The 19,744-nt window shown below is 34.3% G+C and carries 19 protein-coding genes; 1 reads left to right on the top strand and 18 read right to left on the bottom strand.

Translation table 11 applies throughout. The features are described from left to right. Positions 1 to 426: 426 nt before the first annotated feature. Genes CLV91_RS08990 through nfsB form a run of 9 tightly spaced genes read right to left on the bottom strand, consistent with a single transcriptional unit; the run spans position 427 to position 9,997 of the window. On the bottom strand, positions 427 to 1,917 hold the full coding sequence (locus CLV91_RS08990) for an aldehyde dehydrogenase family protein (protein ID WP_121066690.1): 1,491 nt from the start codon (positions 1,915 to 1,917) through the stop codon (positions 427 to 429). 24 nt (positions 1,918 to 1,941) lie between these two features. Continuing rightward, positions 1,942 to 3,855, bottom strand: a complete 1,914-nt coding sequence (locus tag CLV91_RS08995; RefSeq protein ID WP_121066692.1) for an antibiotic biosynthesis monooxygenase — start codon at positions 3,853 to 3,855, stop codon at positions 1,942 to 1,944. 2 nt (positions 3,856 to 3,857) lie between these two features. After that, positions 3,858 to 4,799 carry an NADP-dependent oxidoreductase gene (locus CLV91_RS09000; protein WP_121066696.1) on the bottom strand — a complete coding sequence of 314 codons (942 nt, stop codon included), beginning with the start codon at positions 4,797 to 4,799 and terminating at the stop codon, positions 3,858 to 3,860. 17 nt (positions 4,800 to 4,816) lie between these two features. Further along, complete coding sequence (locus tag CLV91_RS09005; protein WP_147406414.1) at positions 4,817 to 5,335, bottom strand: nuclear transport factor 2 family protein; 519 nt, start codon at positions 5,333 to 5,335, stop codon at positions 4,817 to 4,819. A 16-nt stretch (positions 5,336 to 5,351) separates the two neighbouring features. Continuing rightward, positions 5,352 to 6,923, bottom strand: a complete 1,572-nt coding sequence (locus CLV91_RS09010) for a carboxymuconolactone decarboxylase family protein (protein WP_121066702.1) — start codon at positions 6,921 to 6,923, stop codon at positions 5,352 to 5,354. Positions 6,924 to 6,930: 7 nt separating this feature from the next. Further along, a complete protein-coding gene (budA, locus tag CLV91_RS09015) occupies positions 6,931 to 7,788 on the bottom strand; it encodes an acetolactate decarboxylase (protein ID WP_170146733.1) in 858 nt (285 codons plus the stop codon). Between the two features lie 32 nt (positions 7,789 to 7,820). Next, complete coding sequence (locus CLV91_RS09020; protein ID WP_121066708.1) at positions 7,821 to 8,444, bottom strand: putative quinol monooxygenase; 624 nt, start codon at positions 8,442 to 8,444, stop codon at positions 7,821 to 7,823. 29 nt (positions 8,445 to 8,473) lie between these two features. Continuing rightward, on the bottom strand, positions 8,474 to 9,322 hold the full coding sequence (locus tag CLV91_RS09025) for a hypothetical protein (RefSeq protein WP_121066711.1): 849 nt from the start codon (positions 9,320 to 9,322) through the stop codon (positions 8,474 to 8,476). A 21-nt stretch (positions 9,323 to 9,343) separates the two neighbouring features. Beyond that, a complete protein-coding gene (gene nfsB, locus CLV91_RS09030) occupies positions 9,344 to 9,997 on the bottom strand; it encodes an oxygen-insensitive NAD(P)H nitroreductase (RefSeq protein WP_121066714.1) in 654 nt (217 codons plus the stop codon). A gap of 225 nt (positions 9,998 to 10,222) precedes the next feature. Here nfsB and CLV91_RS09035 point away from each other — a divergent pair, with 225 nt between their 5' ends. Next, the gene (locus tag CLV91_RS09035) at positions 10,223 to 10,612 is read left to right on the top strand and encodes a winged helix-turn-helix transcriptional regulator (RefSeq protein WP_121066716.1); all 390 of its coding nucleotides are present in this window, start codon (positions 10,223 to 10,225) and stop codon (positions 10,610 to 10,612) included. 47 nt (positions 10,613 to 10,659) lie between these two features. Here the strand turns inward: CLV91_RS09035 and CLV91_RS09040 are convergent, their stop codons facing one another. The 9 genes from CLV91_RS09040 to CLV91_RS09080 form a co-directional block, all read right to left on the bottom strand. Then, positions 10,660 to 11,445 carry an SDR family NAD(P)-dependent oxidoreductase gene (locus tag CLV91_RS09040; RefSeq protein WP_121066719.1) on the bottom strand — a complete coding sequence of 262 codons (786 nt, stop codon included), beginning with the start codon at positions 11,443 to 11,445 and terminating at the stop codon, positions 10,660 to 10,662. A 75-nt stretch (positions 11,446 to 11,520) separates the two neighbouring features. Further along, positions 11,521 to 12,483 carry a 2OG-Fe(II) oxygenase gene (locus CLV91_RS09045; RefSeq protein WP_121066722.1) on the bottom strand — a complete coding sequence of 321 codons (963 nt, stop codon included), beginning with the start codon at positions 12,481 to 12,483 and terminating at the stop codon, positions 11,521 to 11,523. A 134-nt stretch (positions 12,484 to 12,617) separates the two neighbouring features. After that, complete coding sequence (locus CLV91_RS09050) at positions 12,618 to 13,697, bottom strand: bestrophin family protein (RefSeq protein WP_121066725.1); 1,080 nt, start codon at positions 13,695 to 13,697, stop codon at positions 12,618 to 12,620. A 224-nt stretch (positions 13,698 to 13,921) separates the two neighbouring features. Then, positions 13,922 to 14,905: a zinc-dependent alcohol dehydrogenase family protein gene (locus CLV91_RS09055; protein ID WP_121066728.1), complete on the bottom strand. Its 984-nt coding sequence runs from the start codon at positions 14,903 to 14,905 to the stop codon at positions 13,922 to 13,924. 148 nt (positions 14,906 to 15,053) lie between these two features. Then, the gene (locus CLV91_RS09060) at positions 15,054 to 15,899 is read right to left on the bottom strand and encodes an enoyl-CoA hydratase/isomerase family protein (RefSeq protein WP_121066731.1); all 846 of its coding nucleotides are present in this window, start codon (positions 15,897 to 15,899) and stop codon (positions 15,054 to 15,056) included. 122 nt (positions 15,900 to 16,021) lie between these two features. After that, entirely contained in the window at positions 16,022 to 16,888 is an 867-nt protein-coding gene (locus CLV91_RS09065; RefSeq protein WP_121066734.1) for an AraC family transcriptional regulator, read from the bottom strand. Between the two features lie 14 nt (positions 16,889 to 16,902). Then, the gene (locus CLV91_RS09070; RefSeq protein ID WP_121066737.1) at positions 16,903 to 18,549 is read right to left on the bottom strand and encodes an FAD-dependent oxidoreductase; all 1,647 of its coding nucleotides are present in this window, start codon (positions 18,547 to 18,549) and stop codon (positions 16,903 to 16,905) included. An 11-nt stretch (positions 18,550 to 18,560) separates the two neighbouring features. Beyond that, a complete protein-coding gene (locus CLV91_RS09075) occupies positions 18,561 to 18,752 on the bottom strand; it encodes a UBP-type zinc finger domain-containing protein (RefSeq protein WP_245987166.1) in 192 nt (63 codons plus the stop codon). Positions 18,753 to 18,860: 108 nt separating this feature from the next. Next, complete coding sequence (locus CLV91_RS09080) at positions 18,861 to 19,706, bottom strand: DUF4437 domain-containing protein (RefSeq protein ID WP_121066743.1); 846 nt, start codon at positions 19,704 to 19,706, stop codon at positions 18,861 to 18,863. Positions 19,707 to 19,744: the final 38 nt, after the last annotated feature.

The following is a 19,744-nucleotide window of genomic DNA, read 5'->3' on the forward strand; positions in this document are numbered from 1 at the left end:
CTTTCATTAAAATAAATGAAAACTTAATACTTTTTATCCGTATACCAGTGCTAGTAATGGCAATAATTAAATCCATAATTTTGTCTATTACTGAGGTTATAGTATTATCAACTATTTTAACAATCAAACCACTTACCTAATTCCGTTAAAATTGGAATATCTAGTGATTATACTATGGTTTTCATCAATATTTAGATGGTCTATTGTTTTTACATTAGATTGGGCTTGTTATCTCAAAAAAAGCAATAGAAAACGTAATTAAATCATCCATTATTTAAAGCGAAATTTAATCATACAAGAACTTGATTTCTTACTGAAATTCCAAGAATATTTTAAAACTTTTACCAATTGTTAGAATATAAGAAAAGCTGAGACTAATTCTAAATTAATCTCAGCTTTTAAAAATGTAACTTAAATTACTTTTGACTACTGAAAATCAGAAGCCTTAAAAGGATATTTTCTTGGTGTTTTCTGAATAGTAATCCAATGTGCAACGGTAAACGATTTTACGCCCCATTGTCCATTAAAACGACCTAGGCCTGAGTTTTTAACTCCACCGAATGGTGCATACGCACTATCATTAACCGGTTGGTCATTAATATGCGTCATACCTGCTTCAATGCCTTGTGCAAATGCCATTCCTTTAGCTTCGTCTTGTGTAAACACAGAACTAGATAAACCGTAATCTGTAGCATTTGCTAATCGTAGCGCATCTTCGGTATCTTTTGCTCTAGCAATAGACACTGCTGGTCCAAAAATCTCATTTTGAAATAATGGACAGTTTTCGTCTACATCTACAAAAACGTGTGGCGGCATATGTAACCCTTCAGCTTCACCACCTAATGCCATTTTGTAACCTTGTTCTTTTGCATCGTCTATTAACCCTTTAACAGTATCAAACTGATTTTGATCAATAATAGGACCTACAAACGTATCTGGGTCATTCATATCCAAACGTTTCAAGGTCTTTACTTTTACTATAAACTTTTCTGTAAATTCGTCGTAGACCTTATCTTCAACGATAATTCTGTTGATAGCCATACAGATCTGACCTTGGTTCATAAATTTGCCCCAAGCAGCAGCTTCAACCGCTTGATCTATATCTGCATCTTCTAGCACTACAAACGGACTGTTACCTCCCAATTCTAACTCGATATTTTTAATAATATCTGCTTCCAGAGCATTTTTACCAACTTGACGACCAACTGGTGTTGAGCCTGTAAACGAAATTAGTTTTGAAATAGGATGCTTTGTAATTGCAGTACCAATAGTACTTCCTCCACCAGGCAATACACTTAATAACCCTTTAGGGAAACCTGCCTCTTCTAAAAAAGAAGCGAAAATTAATCCACCTGTTACTATAGACGTTGATGCCGGTTTTAAGACCACAGCGTTACCTACTGCTAAGGCAGGACCTAAAGTACGCGCGGTTAATTGACCCGGAAAATTCCAAGGAGAAATTAAACCAATAACTCCTAATGGTTTTCTAACTGCAATAGATTCTTTGCCATCAATATCTTGTGGCAAAATTTTACCTTCTACTAATAATGGTAAATGCACAGCACTTTCAAAAACACTAGCAACCAATTCCGCTTCAAAATAGCCTTTTGCTAATGTTGCTCCTACTTCTTTTCTTGCCCATTCTGCAAATTCTTGCTTTCGGTTTCTAACTACTTCGGCTAGTTTTAGCATCATTCTACTCTTTTCAGGAGGTAGTACCGCTGCCCATTTTTTCTGCGCAACTGCTGCTTGTTCAAAAGCTTCATTTACATCATCTGTGGTAGCTCCATTTAAAGAGAATAACTCCTCTTGGTTCCAAGGGTTAATATCCTTGATTGCTGGTCCTTTTCCGTCTTTCCATTCGCCACCAACAAATATTTTTCTCGTATAATTCGGTAATTTATCTTGTGTTTTCATTTTCAGTATGTTTTAGATGTTCTTCTATTTTTCAATCTGATTCACAAAAAAAGGTTGCATTGTAGACGCTATAATAGCCTCCTTCATTATAGCTCCCGTTTCTTGTGTGTATGGTTGTTTTCTATGGAATGCACCAGCTTCTTCATTCTTCCAATGCTCTTGAAAAACAAATGTGTTTTCTTTTCCATTGATGCTGTAAAAATCGAAACGGATATTACCTTCTTCTTGTCTAGTAAGCTCTGTATGCTTAATTAATTGTTTTACAAATTTTTCTTTATAACCTTCTTTTATTTCAAAAATGGAAAACAATAAGACTTCATTATTGTCTACTTTAATTTGACTGAAATCATTAGTTGGTAACGGTTTTTCGTTATTTAAAAACAAGGTTTTAGGTGCTTCAATTAAAGCGGATTTTACGCGATCTGCAATTCCTCTTTGGTCTACCGCTTCAGAATGCGATTCTAAAGTCTTTTCTCCTTCATTTATTCCGAAGACCAAAAAATTCTCTAGATTGTTTTTATCTTGAAACAACTTCATCTCTAAAGTACCTTTCTCTTTACGAACCACATCTTGGTTTGCGAGCATTTCCTTTTTAAACAATTCAACCTTTTCTGGTTTTATTTTAAAGGTGGATAGGATAGTGATTTCTGGGTCTTTCTTTTTATCATAAACCACAGACATTCCTGTTCCTTTGTTTAAGATTAAGCGCATTTTAGTGTCTGTAACATCAATCTGAATACAATCTGAACCTAAATCCATTGTTCCTAAAGTGCTTGTTCTACAGAAAAATTCATCTTGCCAATCCCAGGTTCCTTTTAATTCTTGTCCGCCAAAACTCCCTTTAATTATTCCGTCGCTAGTAGCTATAGACGTTCCGCCTTCATCACCATAATAATTGTCTGCTCCTTTTTCTATATACTCGGCTTTAGTAGTAACTCTATCCCAAGGTGTTGGTTTATACGCTACTAACTTATTGTCAAAAATATAAGGCGCATAAATAATTTTTCCGTCAGTGTTGATGTCTGCAATACCTTTTGAAGAAGCATCAATTAAATAGCTTTTATCTCCATCAAATGTGAATAATTGCCCCGTTGGATTACTGCTTGCCAATAAAACGTCATTTATTGAAGTAACACCATCAAAAACTCCTTTTTTGTCTGAAGTTGCAATTAACTCTACCTTTTTAGAAGTAATATCAACATTGTATAGCGACCCAAAATCTTCAGGTTTCCACGTTGCACGCATCAATCCCTCTCCATTTTCTAACCCATAATTAGCAACAACTAAACTGTTGTTTTCTACATAAACACCATTAGGAAATGGAATTTTATCAGACTGTAACCATACCACTAATTTATCATTCTCAATAGTGTAGATTTTACCTCCTGGAACATCAGAAATAAAAACTTGCCCTGTTTTTTGATTTATTGCTAAGTCATTTAAAGAACCTGCTTCGTTTGCTGCATAACTTTTTACAATGCTTCCGTTGTCTAAGTTTATAAGATGCACTTGTTTTTGGTCGGCAACGTACAAGGTGTTTTCATAAATATCAGAGCCTGTTGGAGATGTTAATCCTGTTACCCAATTTAGGTTGTCTATAACACCATCTTTAGATACACGACTTATAAAACCGGGAGCAGGACCATTGGTATTGGAAACGTACAACCATTTATGATTAGTTGAAGCATATACAGATTCAGGCATTTTAAACCCACCTATTTCCCATTTTATAGCTACAGAAAAATCGTTCGTAATTACGCTTCTACTTTCTTGAATTTCCGATACTTTCTCATTTTTAGGAGTTGTTTTGCCCTTGCACCCTGCAAGTATTAAAACAAACAACACGACTATTATATTTTTTAAATTTTTCATATCTCTTCTATTTGATGTAATTATTCTGGTTTTATTCTCAAATTGAGCTACAACCTTTATCATCATTTTTATGATAATGTTACGATTACTTTACCCACTGTTCTTCCTTTTTCAACTTCGGTATGGGCAGTAGCCATATCTTCAAAAGCAAACGTCTTGTAAATGTTTGGTTTAATGGCACCGTTTTCTAGCATCCCTTTTAAGGTGTTCATATCTTTAGCGCTAGAATGCACCAAAATGCCTGAAAGTGTCTTATGCTCTTTTTTAGCTAACGCTTCAACTTCTTCCAAATTAACACCAACTGTTGTATAAACGGTACCACCACTTTTTAAAATTTTTACCGAATTTTCAAGAACTTTTCCCCCTTGCGTATCTAACACAAAGTCGATATCCGATAAAACTTCTTCAAACTTTTGAGTGTGATAATCAATTGCGTTATCTGCTCCAATAGAGGTAACAAATGCACCGTTTTTTGCCGAGGCAGTTGTGTTTACAAAAGCTCCCATTGCTTTTGCAATTTGGATAGCAAAATGACCAACACCACCAGAACCTGCTTGTATTAGTACTTTATCACCTTTATTAATCCTTCCTTCTAAGATTTGCAGTGCAGTTAGAGCAGCTAAGGTTGTAGCCGCAGCTTCTTCAAAAGAGACGTTGTCTGGCATTGTAGCTAAATGTGCTTCTGGCGCAGCAACAAATTCCGCGTAAGCGTTACCTACACCAGGAAAGTTTACCATACCAAAGACCTTGTCTCCAACTTTTAAATTGGTGACATCGGTACCAACTTCTGTAACGGTTCCTGCTATGTCCCAGCCTAAAATAACAGGTCGTTTTTCTCCGTACATCATATTCAGCATCTTATCTTGATACTTTGGTTTTACATCTGCCGGGTTTAATGAAATAGCCTTTACCGCTACTAATACCTCGTTATCTTTTATGCTTGGTTTTGCTACTTCTGCTAAATGAAGGTTTTCTGGTCCTCCTGCTTTTTCTAATACTATTGCTTTCATATTGTGCGTTTTTTTGATTAAAATAATGGATTATCGTTAGCAGATTTGTCTCCCGCATTAAAAGTATTAAAGGCATCCCAATGCTCAGATATTTTACCATCTGTAACTCTAAACACATCCATTGTAGATGTTCTGTTCCCGTCTTTTTCGGTAATTACTTGCACAAAAACAAGGTCTTTTTCAGCAATTACAAGGTTAAAATTTAGCTTATACTTCGGAGTATCTTTAAACCAAATCGGAAGCATTTTTTGCAATGCCTCTCTACCATCGGCAACATTGGGATTGTGCTGTACATAGACCGGACCTACATATTTATCCATATTTTGATAATTCTGATTACCGAAAAGGTCTTGATAAAAATCTGTTACCAATTTTTTATTTGCTTCTAAGGTTGCTTTCTCCTCTTTTTGAGTAGATATTTGAGTCTCAAGACGTGAGATATTTTCTTTTAGTTTTTTTGACTCAGCTGAGTTGTCTGTACAAGAGGCTAATAAAATTGTGCCTAAAACTATTATTGATAATTGTATTTTTTTCATAATATTTATTTTTAAATTATTTTTTATTGTAGACAACGGTAATTCCCTTGCCTTGCTTAAGTGTTAAGCGCATTTTGGTATCTGTAACTTCAATTACAAGTTCATCATACCCTAAATCTATATCTCCGATTTTGCTAGTTCTGGTGAAGAAGTTATTTTTCCAATCCCAAGTCCCTGTCAAAACTTTACCTCCAAAAACTCCAAATATTTGACCATCGTGAGTAGCAACAGATTGTCCGTCTTTGTCACCATAGAAATTATCGGCAGCCAACTTTAAATATTCTTCTTTTGTGTTTATTCGTTTCCAATTTTCATCTACAGGTATGGCTTCACTAATAGTTGATGGAAGTGTGTAAGATGCTATTGAATTACTAAATAGAACAGGAGTAAATAACACATTGTTTTCTATAGTAATATCTGCTAAACCTTTCGGGAAGTTTCCAATTAATTGTCGCGTATTCTCATTTATAAAAAACAAATCACTAACCGTACCTCCTGTTACTAAAAAACCATCATTAACAGCAGTTAAACCGTCTAGGGCTCCTAGTTGACAACTGCTTTTAAACCGTGTTATCGTTTTATCTTTTAGGTTAACTTTATATAGACTGCCAAACTTATCTGGTGAAATTTCTAAGGTCAATTCTTCACCAAAATTTGCAATAACTAAGTCTTCATTTTGAATATAAAGTCCGTTTGGATGCTTAATTTCCGGGGATTGAAACCAAATCTCTAATTTGTTATTTACTAATGTGAAAATTTTACCACTTGCTATATCAGAGATAAAAACCTGTCCGTTTTTAGAAACCACGACATCATTTAATGACACAACATCTGGAGAAGTAATACTATTTACGACTTTACCTTTTTTAACATTGATAATATGTAGCTCCTTACCATCGCCAACGTATAATTTGTCTTGATATAGTGCTAAGCCTGCTGGCGAATTTAAACCAGTTACCCATTTGTAATTATCAACTTTTCCGTCCTTTGAAATTCTACTTATATACCCTTTGCTATTTTGATTTACGTTAGAAACATACAACCAATTCTCTGTTGGCGATGCCACAATTGATTCAGGCATAGAAAAGCCATCTAACTCCCAGTTTTTAACTAGCTGCTGTGTTGTATTTATGTAATTAGATGCTGTATAGTTTGTTTCTTCTAAAACTTCCTTTAAAGTAAAAATGCCATTATTTGCAGCTGGAAAGCCCGTATACAAGCTCAACAAAATCATAGTTTCTGAAATCTCATTTGGCGTAGCACCTAAATTTAAGGCAGCCTTTATATGCGACTTTAACTGCGATTTTGCATTAGCTTGTGTAGTAAGACTAGCTATGATTAATAATTCTTTGGTTTTAAAATCTATGCCTTTTCTGTTATAAATTTCTCCAAAACCATAGCGAATAATATAATCTGCCATATCTGGAGAGACACTTTTAAAAGCTGCTTCTAATCCTTTTGCAGCGCCTTCACCATTAACCTCATTAACAATTTTTACGCCTATTTTATAGTTGTCTTCTTTTGTGTTTTGCGCAATACCTGCAAAAGAGAAAGACAATGCTAAAACTAAAATTATGTACTTTTTCATAATCTTCTTATTTTCCGTTTTGTTTCGCCGTAGCTTTTGGAGCTGCGCCTTGTTTTAACGTTTTGTTTCTGAATTTTTCAGTTTGGGGAAGCTGCAAGTTTACTTGGTTTATTTCTTGAATTTCAACTTGAAGTTTATCAAACTTGATATCTTCTAAATGTCCTCCCAGCGTTATATCTTCAGATAAAAAGTGAAAGTGCATTCCCGGTATCACTACGTTTCCAATATAATCTGGCGTAAATAAGCCTACTAAAGTTCCTTTAATATTTTCTCTAGTATACATTACTCTTGTATCTAAATATTCAAATAGAGAAACATCTTCATTTTCTACTTTATGTGCCGATGCCATTTTTAGATATCCAAACTCTCCTTTAATTCTGTAGGCATAAAAACTATTTTTAGAAGTAGAGTATTTTTGAAGTTCTTTGTTTAGTTCTTCGTAAGAGACAATGTTTTCAACGGTTACCGTTTTTTTAGGTTGAAAATTTATCATCGTCATATTAGGTGATTCTAAATCTTCTGGAGCCTCTTTAATTCCGCCTTCCGCATCAATAGTATATACCACACCATCTACAGCAACCAACTCACCTGCTAGGTGATTAACGGTTCCGATACCAATATTACCTTGCTGTACCATTTGTTCTGGCGTAAAATCACCTTCATATATACTATTTAACAATGCAACCGTGGGTGCATATTGATGAATGGTATTTTCTGTATGTGGTGCTAATCCGTTTTCATCTACGTTGTGTGGATGTGGGTGTTTGTGATCGTGCGTTTCTAGCATTGAAACAACCTCTTTTTTGTCCTGATTTCCGCAGCTTGCTAAAATTGCCAAGGAAAATAATAGAATTGCTTTTTTCATCATAGTGCTTTTTAGTTGATTACTGATTTCTCTTAAATTTCTTTTACAAAATTCATATACTGCTTTAAATCACCTATCACAGCTTCTTCCATCAGTTTGCCTGTTTTTACTGCATAAGGTTGATTAAAGTGAATGTCCCAAACATCAGATTCTTTTCTCCAATGCTCATAAACTGCTAGGGTATCTTCTTGATTATCTACTGTATATAAATCAAAAAGGATGTTGCCTTCTTCCTCTTTTCTTGTGTGGATAATGTGATCTTCAAACTGTTCAAGAAGTGCTTCTCTAAATTCAGTTCTTAGTTTAAAAATGAAGAAAATTATAAATACTTCATCTTCAGGATTTGCAGATTTAGAATGGTCTGGAAGCGGATTAGTATCGCCTAAAAAGTAGAAATCAGGAGCCGACTGTAAGGCGGTCTGTCCTACTTCCATTAACTTTTTGGTATGAGGTTCGTTATCGTGAGATGTAATAGCAGCTTTGTCTGCCCAACGTTCGTAAACAAAAAACACATTGTCTTCTGCTTTAGATACAAATACTCTAATCTCTTTATTACCAGCTTCTTTTTGTGTTGCCGCTTGTGCTTCTTTGAGCGTTGCTACAAACGTATCTTTGTGTTCTGGTTTTGCTGTAAATTTTACTATTGTACTTTTCATAATAATGTTCTTTATAATTGAATTATATTTTATTTTAATGGAGTAAGTGGTACTTTTTGAATGATTGTAACTTCTTTTATTTTTGCAAACCTATCATTTGGATTATCCTGTACAATCCAATGGTGTGAAGTAGTTGCGGTTAATTTTTGACCTTCTTTTGTTACTCCTTTCCAAACAAAATCTACTTTGACTTCATATTCATTTTCTGAAATTACTTTTACAGTAAAGTTCTCTGGAAAATGACTGCTTTCCTTCAATTGTTTTGGTGTTCCGTTTAACCATTGTTCTAATTGCTCTATGGTAACAATAGGCTCGCTGTTAGTTGAAAAATTAAGTTTAAAACCATCTGCTAATACTTCTTTAAAAGGCGCAACATTACCATCTAACTGTTCCATATTTAAGAGCCAGTAATGCACAAGAGATAACATTCGGTTTTCTGGATACGCATCCTCAAACGTTGGATTTTTAATCTCTCCAGTAGGGTTAATATTGATTTCTGTAAATACAGGTAAAAGTGCACCAGGAACCTCTTTTAAAAATGTGCTGTAATGCAAAGGATAACTGTCATTAGAACCGTCTGACTTTAAATTTTGATATATAATGTCAGCTTCTAAATTAATAGAACCGTTCTCTAATTTATTAACTTCTATATTTTGAATATGATGCGCATTCTTCCATCCTTTATAAACTTTTAATCTTTCAGGATAATTTTCTTTGCCTTGCATTTCTCCAGCTGCAGATTTCATTTTTATATCCTCTGCTAAAATTTCTAACTGATTTTCTAGTCGCTGTTTGTTTTCAATATCACGTTCATAAAAAAGATACCAACGGTGATATTGTACAATAGCTGCGTGAACAATTTTTGTGTTTGTTTCCATAATTATTAGCTTTTAAGATTATTATAATTGAGTGATAACTGTTTCTTCAGGAAACCTTGACTTTGGTAATTTTGCATTAAAGTCACTGTCTTTTCTATAACCTAAAGACACAACTGCTAGCGCTGTGAAGCCTTTTTCGCGTAAGCCAAACTCTTCATCTAAGGCTTTTACATCTACACCTTCCATTGGGCAAGCATCAATACCTAAGGTTGCTGCACCTAATAAAAGTGCGCCCATATTTAAATACACTTGCTTCTCCATCCAGTGTGGTAAATCTTTAAGGTCGTAGCGATGAATATTTGCGAATAGCATACGACCACCGTGCATTTGATCTTTAAACTCTTGTGCTGCAAAGCGACCATCTTGGTCTTCTTGCTCCAAAATACTGTTCATATAATCTTCGTCTGCATCAGTTCGAGCTGCGATAACAATTACGTGAGATGCGTTTAAGACTTTCGGTATATTGAATTTGAAAAATCCTTGTGTGCCTTTTGCGATACGTTCTTTGCCTTCTTGAGTATCTGCAATTAAAAAATGCCAAGGTTGTAGGTTTACACTAGAAGGACTTAAACGCAGTACATCTTTTATTTGTTGAAAATCTGCATCTGATATTTTCTTAGTTGCATCAAATTCTTTTGCTGAGTAGCGGTTGTTTAATATATCTGTTAGATTCATTTTATTATTTTTTTAATCTGTTGATTATTAATACTATCAAAATTATAGTGCAAATATAGATATAGGGTTGATACGTGTCAATAACGGTCAAGAAGTATAGTATGAAAATATAATTCTAAATAACTGATATACAGTTTTATATACAAAAAATATTTTACTATAAAAAGTATAGTTGCATACTATAGTAAAGCTTATTATCTTTGTCATATATTTAATATTTAAGAAATGGACAGAAAAGAACTGTTTGAAAAGAAACCAAAAATTAAAATCAATAATAAAATATCATTCTGCCCAACGAGCGCAGCAATGGAATTGATAGGTGGTAAATGGAAGAGTGTTATACTAACCCATTTAATAGGCGACAAAAAACGCTACAACGAATTGAGAAAGGAAATTCCTGGTATTACTGAGCGTACTTTAAGTTTACAGTTAAAACAATTAGAAGCGGATGGAATGGTAAACAGGAGAGTTTTTACTAAAAAACCACCTTTAAAAGTAGAGTATACCCTTACTGAATTCGGACAAACATTGGTTCCTATTCTAAACCTAATTGTTGATTGGGGATTACAAGCGGCAGAAACTAAGGGAGAGTTTTTGTTTGAGGAGACTAAGTAAGAAAAGGCAACCAATAGGTTGCCTTTTCTATACCGAATTAAATAAACTTATATGATACTTTGGGTAATACTTAATAATTCTTCAACTTTATTATCATCATAAGCATCTGGGTGTGCTTTAGTAAAACCTCCTTTATCATTGTCAAAATAGGCGTTTGTTTTTGCCTTGTCTGTCATACTTAAATCATAAAGAATATCTACTCCCTTTTCTGCAGGAGACCAATGTTGACCGTAGGCTTCATTAGCCATCTTTGTATTCAATAACGAACCGGGATTTACTGCAACAACCAAAATACTCGGCTCCTTTTTTGCCAAATCAAAACTCCACATGGTTAAGGCTAACTTACTTTGTGCATAAGCATCATTCGCTCCTAAATTCATACCGCCTTGCAGTGCATTTATAGAGACTGGGGATTGTGCGGCAGAACTAAGATTTACAATTCTAGGCGCAGCTGCTTTTTTCAATAGCGGTAAAATCGTATTAGTAAATTTATACGGTGCTAAATAGTTGACTACTAAACGAACATCTACGCCATTCGCAGTACTACCAGTCTTTGTTTTTAAAACACCTGCATTGTTCACCAAAACATCAATTTTTGGCATTTTATCTGCGACCTCGGTTGCCATCTTTTGTACATCTGACAAATTTGCGTAATCGGCTAAAAAACCTACTACATTGTTATTCTTTGATTCCGCTTTTATTTCTGATACAGTGGTTTCTAGCTTTGCTGCAGTTCTACCATGAACACCAACAAAATGACCTTCTTTCGCCAAACGTAATGCTAATAATTTTCCTATTCCGTCTGTACTTCCTGTAATTAATATATATTTCATTTTAATTAACTTTTGAATTTTCTAAACGAAATTTTGGCAGAAAATATTCTGCCAAAATTCTAATTTCTGATTTTTCTAAAACGGTGCAAAGGTGTCTTTAGGATCCTCTGGCAAACTCCAACGTTCACGAGCTGTAATGCTTTCTGTTGTAACAACTTTAGATGCTGAATTATTAACACTACCATAGCTACTTGCACCACCTTGTGGTATTTGCATACGGTCTCCGTATAGCCATACTACCAAATTATTACGCTGTCCACTTGTAATTGGGTGGGTAGCATGAGGTACTTTTCCGGTGTGAATTATTGCTTTTCCAGGTTCAAATATAGTTTGAACAACTTTTCTCGTTGTTTTATCGTGAAAATCAACTTGTGAACCTGTAAATTTTTCATCAGGTAAATTAATATTGATATTCAAAGTAGCTGCCGAAGCATCCGTATGGGCATGTAAATCTTTATCCTTATCTGGATTATACTGAATAGAAAATCCAAATGTTTGGTTATCGTAGCCATAAGTACCTAATAATAAACGAGCTATGGGACGCATATAACGATCCATAATTTCATTATAAAATGCCTGAAAATTAGGTGCTGCAAGATGCCCTTCTGAACGTGGATCTAACATAACTCCATAACGATTTAATTGAATACCATAAGGTGCACGTCTAGGAATTTCAGAATTTACAGTATCCTCTAAATACTTACGGAATTCCGCTAAACGTTCAAGATCAAAAAACTGCGCAGAATACACTCCAGGGATAATTTCTTCCCATAAATCGGCAACAGCATTTTCTTTTTCAGGATTTTCCCATGCTTCGTTAATTGCTTTTCTCAATTTTGGGTCAAGCAGCGTTTCATCAGGAACTAATAAACTGTCTTTATTTTCAATTTCCCATTCTGCCCATGCTTCTTCTAATAATTTTCGGTTATCATTCCAAAATTTAGAGACAGATGGTTCACGTCTTAATGAAGCTTCTCGTGTAGGTAATTCAAGAGCACGTGCCTCTGCAAGTGCATTTGTATTTGTTATTGTTTTCATGATATTATTTTTTTAAATTTTATAATTGCTTTTATTATTTGATACAAATTTAAAGCTAAACAGTAGCTAATTTTTGGTAGTAAAAATGGAAGTTTTAGTAAAAAACAAGGTTTAAAAAATTAAGAACTTAAAATTTACATCTGCGTATGTGCATACTCAGGTAGTTGTGATGGAATTGAGTCTATATTGTCTTCAATCATTTCTCTTATATCAATTTCTATGGCTCTAGAAATAGTGGAAATTGGCACATCATTTCCCATGCCTTCAAACGGATTTTCAGAAGTATCTCCTACGCGTTCCATTGCGAAAAATATCCAAGAAATAATAATGCTAAATGGAATTGTAAACCACACAAAGTGTTCTGCTATGAATGCAAAAACTTCATTTGAAATTCCAGATTCTACTAGAGATTGCCCTGTAATATCAAACTGTCTCATCAATCCAAAAGGCATAATGATTATGAATATCCAAATAAAATAAGAGTTTAGTGTTGCAAACTGCCTTGGATAAGGGAAATTTTTAATGCGTTCAGCTTTTCCTTGTAAAGTAAACAATTCACCAATGATATTTTTAAATTCAACATGTCTAAAGTTGTCTATTAATCCAACGGATTCAAGTTCTCTAATATGTTTAGATTGCAAATTTAATGATGCCGTTTGTTTATTGGTTTTATTTAAAACATAAGTTTTCTCAGTTTCCGATAAATACCCCTCTAATTCTTCAGAAAGTGTATGTTCAAACTCCATAACTTTTATGGATTTCATATGTTCTCTATCTGATTTATTTGTTTTAGCAGTTTCCCATGTTTTCTTTTGCCGAAGTGCATGTCTCAAAGAAGTCATCCAAGAAACATGACGTAGAATCATTATTTTTCGGATTTGAAACAATTCGTTATCTGTTTTTTTATCCGTCGCATATTCATTGGTGATAAAATCATTTACCATAGTGGCAAATAATCTTGAAGCATTTACAATACCACCATATATTTTACGTGCTTCCCATTGTCTATCGTAAGATGCATTATTTTTAAAACCAGTTATAAACGCCAGCGCTGTACCAATAAGTCCGATTGGTTGCCACGGCAGTGTTAACCATTTGCAAGCTACAACCTCGTACAGTAACACAGGAATTAATGCGGTTAAGGCGAATATATAAATATAACGTCTCGTCCATTTAAAAACTACTGCGATTGGATATTTTGGTTTTGTGTACATGGTTAATATTTTTTTTCTTTTTTACAATACAATTTAATTACACTACAAAGTTAAGCCTGAAGACTAGTAGTTTTTTGGTAGTAAAAATGGTTGTTTAGGTAAATTTCAAGGTTTCGTATAAATAGATAAAAAAGCCCCATTTCTGGGGCTTTCAACAAAACATAATCATCGACATGTTTAGGGTATAAAACTCTAATCGTACGGCATATTTTTAATTCTATGATCTAATTTTCAACTACAACTTTTCCGATGGCTGTACCACTAGCTAAGTGTGCATAAGCATCACCCACTTGTTCTAGTGAAAATTGATTTTCGTCAACAATTGGAGTTAAATGTCCTTCGTTTGAAATTTTGGTCAATTTCTCAAGAATTTCCCCATGTTTTTTTCTGTTGAAACTATGCAACATAGGAATTAACATAAATACTACGTGTAATGTAGCACCTTTAAAATGTAAAGGCGTTAAATCTAATTCACATAAGGAAACTGTAGTAGAAATATGTCCGTTTAAAGCAACTGCTTCAATAGAATTGGTAAGATTTGCACCACCAACGGTATCAAAAACCACATCAAAACCACCATCGGTATATTTTGCAGTATAATCTACTACCTTTTCAGTTTTAAAATCGATGAAGGTTGCTCCAAATTTTTCTACAATTGCTTTTTGTTTGTCTCCTGTTCCTGTAGCAAAAACTTCGGCACCAAGATATTTAGCCAATTGCACCGCTAAGTGGCCAACACCACCAGAACCACCGTGTACTAATACTTTTTGACCTGCTTTTACACCTGCTCTAGTTAAACCTTCGTAAGCTGTAATACCTACTAATGGTAAGGCTGCAGTTTCGCGCATGGTTAAATTCTTTGGTTTGTGACCAATTAAGTTACTATCTGCAACAATATATTCTGTTAACGTTCCTGGTAAATCTGCAAGTCCCCCAGCACAACCATATACTTCATCTCCAACGGCATAACCTGTTACACCTTCTCCAACAGCTTCTATTGTTCCAGAAAAATCCATGCCTAATAATGCTGGAGCAGCTGGTGATAATGGTAAATCTGACCCCATATTTTTAATCATAGTATCAATAGTATTAACACTAGATGCAGCTATTTTAACTAATACGTGATTAGTTTTTACTGCTGGTTTTTCAATTTCAGTAGCGGTAAATGTTGCATTTTCTCCGTAACTGCTCAATAACATTGCTTTCATATCTAATCTTTTTTATTTATTTCGTTCATCGGTAATCGTTGTTGGTTTTTCGCTTTACTCTATGCGCTACACGCTTCGCGCTTTACTCAAAAATTTAAAAGCGATATGCGCTAAGCGTAAAGCGTAAAGCGCAAGGCGCTCAGCACCCTTAATTCACTGCTTGAATATCCATTACCATTTGCTCCCAATTCTTTTGATTATCATGGTCAAATTGAGCTCCGTTATCATCTGCATAAGCAAAACGTTTTATTGCAGGCGTTTTACTTGTAGCTTGAAATAATTGGTAGGCTTCTTCTTTTAAAGCTTCTTTAATTGGCAGGTCTATAGAAGCATACACTGCTCTTTTGCTAGCAGCAATTGAATCTGCAGGAAATTGCGATATGCGTTCTGCCAAGGCATCTACATAAGCACCAATCTCATCTGCATCTAAGGCTTTGTTAATAGTTCCAAATTTTTCAGCCTCATCCGCATCCCAATCTCTAGCACCTAATATTATTTCTAATGCTTTTCCTAAACCTGCTTGTCTAGCCATACGTGATGCACCACCACCACAAGGTAAAATTCCCATTCCTACTTCCATCTGCATAAACTTGGCTTTTCCTCTGGCTGCAAAACGCATATCTAAAGCCAATGCCATTTCGTGTCCGCCTCCTCTTGCGAAACCTTCAATTTTTGCAATAGTAGCTTGGGGTACATTGCTTAATCTCTCAAGAATCGATTGTAAATCTAAAAGTTGTACTTCATTTCGTGGTACCGCTTCTGTAGACATATCTTTAAGTAAGTTGGTATCATAATGACACACCCAATATCCAGGATTTGATGATTCAAAAATCACCACTTTTACACTTCTATCTCGCTCTAATCGTAAGCATAAACTACTTAAATCTGCTAGCATTTCTTGTCCCTGAACATTTACTGGTCCAAAATTGATATCTACCGTTAAAATTCCTCCTTTTTGCTCTGCTGTAAATGTTTGAAAATTCTTGTAATCCATAATCTTATGTTTTAGGTTATTATTTATTCTGTATTACTTACAGTACAAAGTTACCTCGGCACACAAGCTTTGGATAAGTAAAAAACGAAGGGGTTTTAGTAAAAAAAAAGGTAAATGGTATTTTACTGAGTGATACTTGCTTTAAAATTACCAATAGTCATCCCTTTATAACTCTGAAAAGTCTTATTAAGATGACTAGAATCTGTAAATCCTAATTCCATTGCAATTTCTGAAAACTGCAAATCGGTATATTTTAATCGGGTTTCAACAAGCTTTAATTTGTAGTTGATGATATACTTTTTTAAAGAAACATCAGTATGTTTTTTAAAGTACTCACTCATATAATTATCTGCCATATGAAATTCTTCTGCTAGACTTTTAGTTGTGAGCAATTCAGAATTGTAAATATTAGCATGAATAAAATTTATGATTTGTTGGATCTTAGATGATTCAACGACCTTGGTGGTTATATCAGCATTAAGAAACTGAATATTACGTGCTATTAAATGAAGAATTACTGAAAGTGAATTTTGAATAATAAACACATCATACGATTTCTTTTTATCATTTTCAGCCGCTACCATTTTTATTAGTGATATCAGGTGTACTTTATCTGATTCGATTTCAAACTGCATTTCACGAAGTTGATGACTTTCACTATTTAATATTCCCTCAATTTTACGAAACCAATCGTTAACAGGAAGATTTTCATTTTGCGGAGCATCTCCTCTAAAAAAACTTTTTAAAAATTTAATAGCGGTAGTTGTAGTCTCAGCGTCTGGATTTAAAATATAAATGTCATCAGGAACAAAAACAAAAACACTGTTAGAAGTGTAATTTACAGTATTACCATTTATTTTAATACTCCCCTCGCCTTTTTCTATATATACAATCTCAAAAAAACGAATGGTAGTATATTTACAAAACTCAAAAAAGGTTTGGTCTTTATACTGGGCAATTACAATGTTTTCAATTATAGTGCGCGCCATAGTTTACTGATGATTTATTTACTGGAATTTATAAATTTTTCTTGCGCTAGAAACTTATGAATATCACTAACTACAATAGACCCCTCACCAACCGCTGATGCTACACGTTTTACAGAGCCCGAACGTACATCACCAACTGCAAAAAGTCCGGGTAAACTGGTTTCAAAAGCATAGGGCTTTCTATTTTTAAACACCGATTCACTATTCAATGCATTTTCACAAATAGTAAGTCCGGTATGTACAAAACCTTTTTCGTCAGTATCAATAATATTATGTAACCATTCTGTACACGGTTTTGCACCAACGAAAGTGAATAGGTAAATTATTTTATTCTTTACAAATTCATCTTTTTTCTTAATATTTACTTTTTCTAAATAGGTATCTCCCTCTACTTTAACTACATTACTATTGGTTAGCACCTCTATATTTTCACAAGCAAAGATTCGTTGCACCAAATAATCGCTCATTTTGGCGCCAATATCTTCATTTCTAATAATCACATATACTTTATGCGCAAAATTTGCCAAGAATAACGCTGCTTGACCAGCAGAATTACCACCTCCGACAATGCCAATTTCACTGTTTTTACACATATTGGCATGCATAGAAGTTGCGCTGTAATAAATACCTGCACCTTCAAATTTTTCTATTCCATCTAAAGGTAACTTTCTATAAGCGGCACCCGTAGCGGCGATTACAGTTTTAGCTTTTAAAGAAGATGTGTTGCTGGCGTGAATTTCATAAATTCCTGCTTTACGTTCAATACTTTCTACTCTATGAGGCACAGAAATAGTACATCCAAATTTTTGAGCTTGAATGTACCCGTTATTTGCTAAATCTCTACCAGAAATTCCTGTGGGAAAACCTAGGTAATTTTCAATTTTAGAACTTTTACCTGCTTGTCCTCCAGGGGAATTACTATCGATGGTTAATACTTTTAACCCTTCAGAAGAAGCATATACACTAGCTGCTAAACCTGCAGGACCAGCACCAACTACTAGAACATCATAAACTTCATCATCTAATTTTAATCGTACTCCCGAGCATTCTCCTATTTCATCGATTGATGGGCGAATAGCTATTTCATTCTGGCTATTAATTAAAACTGGAAGGTCTTCCATAGTTAAGTTAAATGTCTTTAACAATTGGACAAGTCCTTCTTCTTTATCGGAATCAATAAACTTATACCAAATGTCATTCTTATCCATAAAATCACGGATGGCATAGGTTTCATTGGAGTGCTCAGAACCTATAAGTTTTATACCTTGAATATTATTTTTCATTGCATCTTCACGAAGTAAAAATGCATTAAGTAGCACATCACTTATATCACTGAACTTAGCAATGGCATTTTTAAGTTTATCAGGTTTTATGCGTATAAGTTTCGTATTTTCTAAGGTTTCGCCACAAACACCAACTGTTCTATGGGATAAAATACTACTTGAGCCAGAAAATTGATGCTTTCTGTGAATTGTAAGACTTTCATCTTTTTTGTCAGGATCAATAATTTTTATTCCCCCTTTTAGCACTACCAAAAAATCGTAATGTTGATCTCCAAAATCTAAAACAACAGTAGGATTCTCATGAAACTCTATGGTTCCGTAATTTTTTAATTTTTCAATTTGTTGGTTTGTAAGTTCTGGAAATTTAGGATCAATCATGTTTGGTTGGTTTAATAAGTTACAAAAGCTTCATCTTTATAACACCAAAGCCAACGCTCGTTAGGTTCGGCAGAACTAATTACCGGATGACTTGTAGAACGAAAATGTGCAGTAGCATGCTTGTTTTTAGAATCATCACAACAAAGTGTAACCCCACATTCTTGACAAGTACGCAAATGCACCCAGACATCGCCTAGTTTCACACATTCTTCACACACATGTTTGGTAGCAGCTTTTAATTCTGAAATGGAGTTGATATGACTACAAACATTTTTTTTCATGAATTTGATATTACCATATTAGTGAGATGCTTATAGAACTAAACTAGTTACTTCAAATTTTCCGTTAGCCCTAATATAAATAATAGTTTCCTTTTCTGCCGAAATATTATGTATAGAATTTTCTGCAGCACCAAAATAAGTACCTGCATCTAAAACATCTACATTTTTATCATTAACAAGTTGATGTTTTATATTTCCAGAAATAACTACAGCTCTAAAATTTGGACTCAGGTTTTTAATGCTACCACTAAAACCGGCTGGTAATTTTAAAAGTGTAGCACGCAATTGGTTTTCTTCATGGCTTCCCCATAAAAAAGCTGTTTGTACTTTACTCTTTTCAGAGACCCATTCAATATCGTTGGCATTTAACCATACTAAATTGGTTTTATCTACATTTATAGGTCGTTCACCATTATCAAAAGCTTCTGAAGTTGGTTGTACCAAATACGGCCCTTCTTGAATATCTAAAAATGCCATATTTTCATTATCGTCAGCTGCAGTAATATGCGCTTCTCCTGCTGGTTGTTGCCAGTAAGAACCTGCTGGTAACCACTGTTTCTCTGCATTTTCATCATCATTATGTAATAAACCTTGTATTACAACACCTCTATAAGTGATGTTGTGAATGTGTGGAGGTGATGAAAATCCTTTTTTAAATTTCACTAAAAAGCCCGCAGGTTCATTTTTTGTACGATCTCCCCATAGTTTTCCGGCAGCCGGACTTTTATCGCCTCGTAACGGATTTAACCATCCCCATTCTACATTATCTGCTGTTACTACCTCATTTACAGATTTTGTTGGATCTGTTGTTGGTGTTTGAGCGTTTGTGTATACCGTTGTTGCTATTGCTAATGCAAGTAATATTGTTTTTTTCATTTTGATATTTTTTATTAGTGTTTTTATTTAACTCAATA

The organism is Maribacter vaceletii, from assembly GCF_003634105.1.
Taxonomy (GTDB): Bacteria; Bacteroidota; Bacteroidia; order Flavobacteriales; family Flavobacteriaceae; genus Maribacter_B; species Maribacter_B vaceletii.

Coding starts and splice junctions, on each gene's coding strand:
- CLV91_RS09040 (WP_121066719.1), bottom strand. CDS start 11,445: ATGAAATATATATTAATTACAGGAAGTACAGACGGAATAGGAAAATTA.
- CLV91_RS09050 (WP_121066725.1), bottom strand. CDS start 13,697: ATGTACACAAAACCAAAATATCCAATCGCAGTAGTTTTTAAATGGACG.
- budA (WP_170146733.1), bottom strand. CDS start 7,788: ATGAAAAAAGCAATTCTATTATTTTCCTTGGCAATTTTAGCAAGCTGC.
- CLV91_RS09070 (WP_121066737.1), bottom strand. CDS start 18,549: ATGATTGATCCTAAATTTCCAGAACTTACAAACCAACAAATTGAAAAA.
- CLV91_RS09080 (WP_121066743.1), bottom strand. CDS start 19,706: ATGAAAAAAACAATATTACTTGCATTAGCAATAGCAACAACGGTATAC.
- CLV91_RS09045 (WP_121066722.1), bottom strand. CDS start 12,483: ATGAAAACAATAACAAATACAAATGCACTTGCAGAGGCACGTGCTCTT.
- CLV91_RS09035 (WP_121066716.1), top strand. CDS start 10,223: ATGGACAGAAAAGAACTGTTTGAAAAGAAACCAAAAATTAAAATCAAT.
- CLV91_RS09005 (WP_147406414.1), bottom strand. CDS start 5,335: ATGAAAAAAATACAATTATCAATAATAGTTTTAGGCACAATTTTATTA.
- CLV91_RS09010 (WP_121066702.1), bottom strand. CDS start 6,923: ATGAAAAAGTACATAATTTTAGTTTTAGCATTGTCTTTCTCTTTTGCA.
- CLV91_RS09055 (WP_121066728.1), bottom strand. CDS start 14,905: ATGAAAGCAATGTTATTGAGCAGTTACGGAGAAAATGCAACATTTACC.
- CLV91_RS09025 (WP_121066711.1), bottom strand. CDS start 9,322: ATGGAAACAAACACAAAAATTGTTCACGCAGCTATTGTACAATATCAC.
- CLV91_RS09060 (WP_121066731.1), bottom strand. CDS start 15,899: ATGGATTACAAGAATTTTCAAACATTTACAGCAGAGCAAAAAGGAGGA.
- CLV91_RS09000 (WP_121066696.1), bottom strand. CDS start 4,799: ATGAAAGCAATAGTATTAGAAAAAGCAGGAGGACCAGAAAACCTTCAT.
- CLV91_RS09065 (WP_121066734.1), bottom strand. CDS start 16,888: ATGGCGCGCACTATAATTGAAAACATTGTAATTGCCCAGTATAAAGAC.
- CLV91_RS09020 (WP_121066708.1), bottom strand. CDS start 8,444: ATGAAAAGTACAATAGTAAAATTTACAGCAAAACCAGAACACAAAGAT.
- nfsB (WP_121066714.1), bottom strand. CDS start 9,997: ATGAATCTAACAGATATATTAAACAACCGCTACTCAGCAAAAGAATTT.
- CLV91_RS08990 (WP_121066690.1), bottom strand. CDS start 1,917: ATGAAAACACAAGATAAATTACCGAATTATACGAGAAAAATATTTGTT.
- CLV91_RS08995 (WP_121066692.1), bottom strand. CDS start 3,855: ATGATGATAAAGGTTGTAGCTCAATTTGAGAATAAAACCAGAATAATT.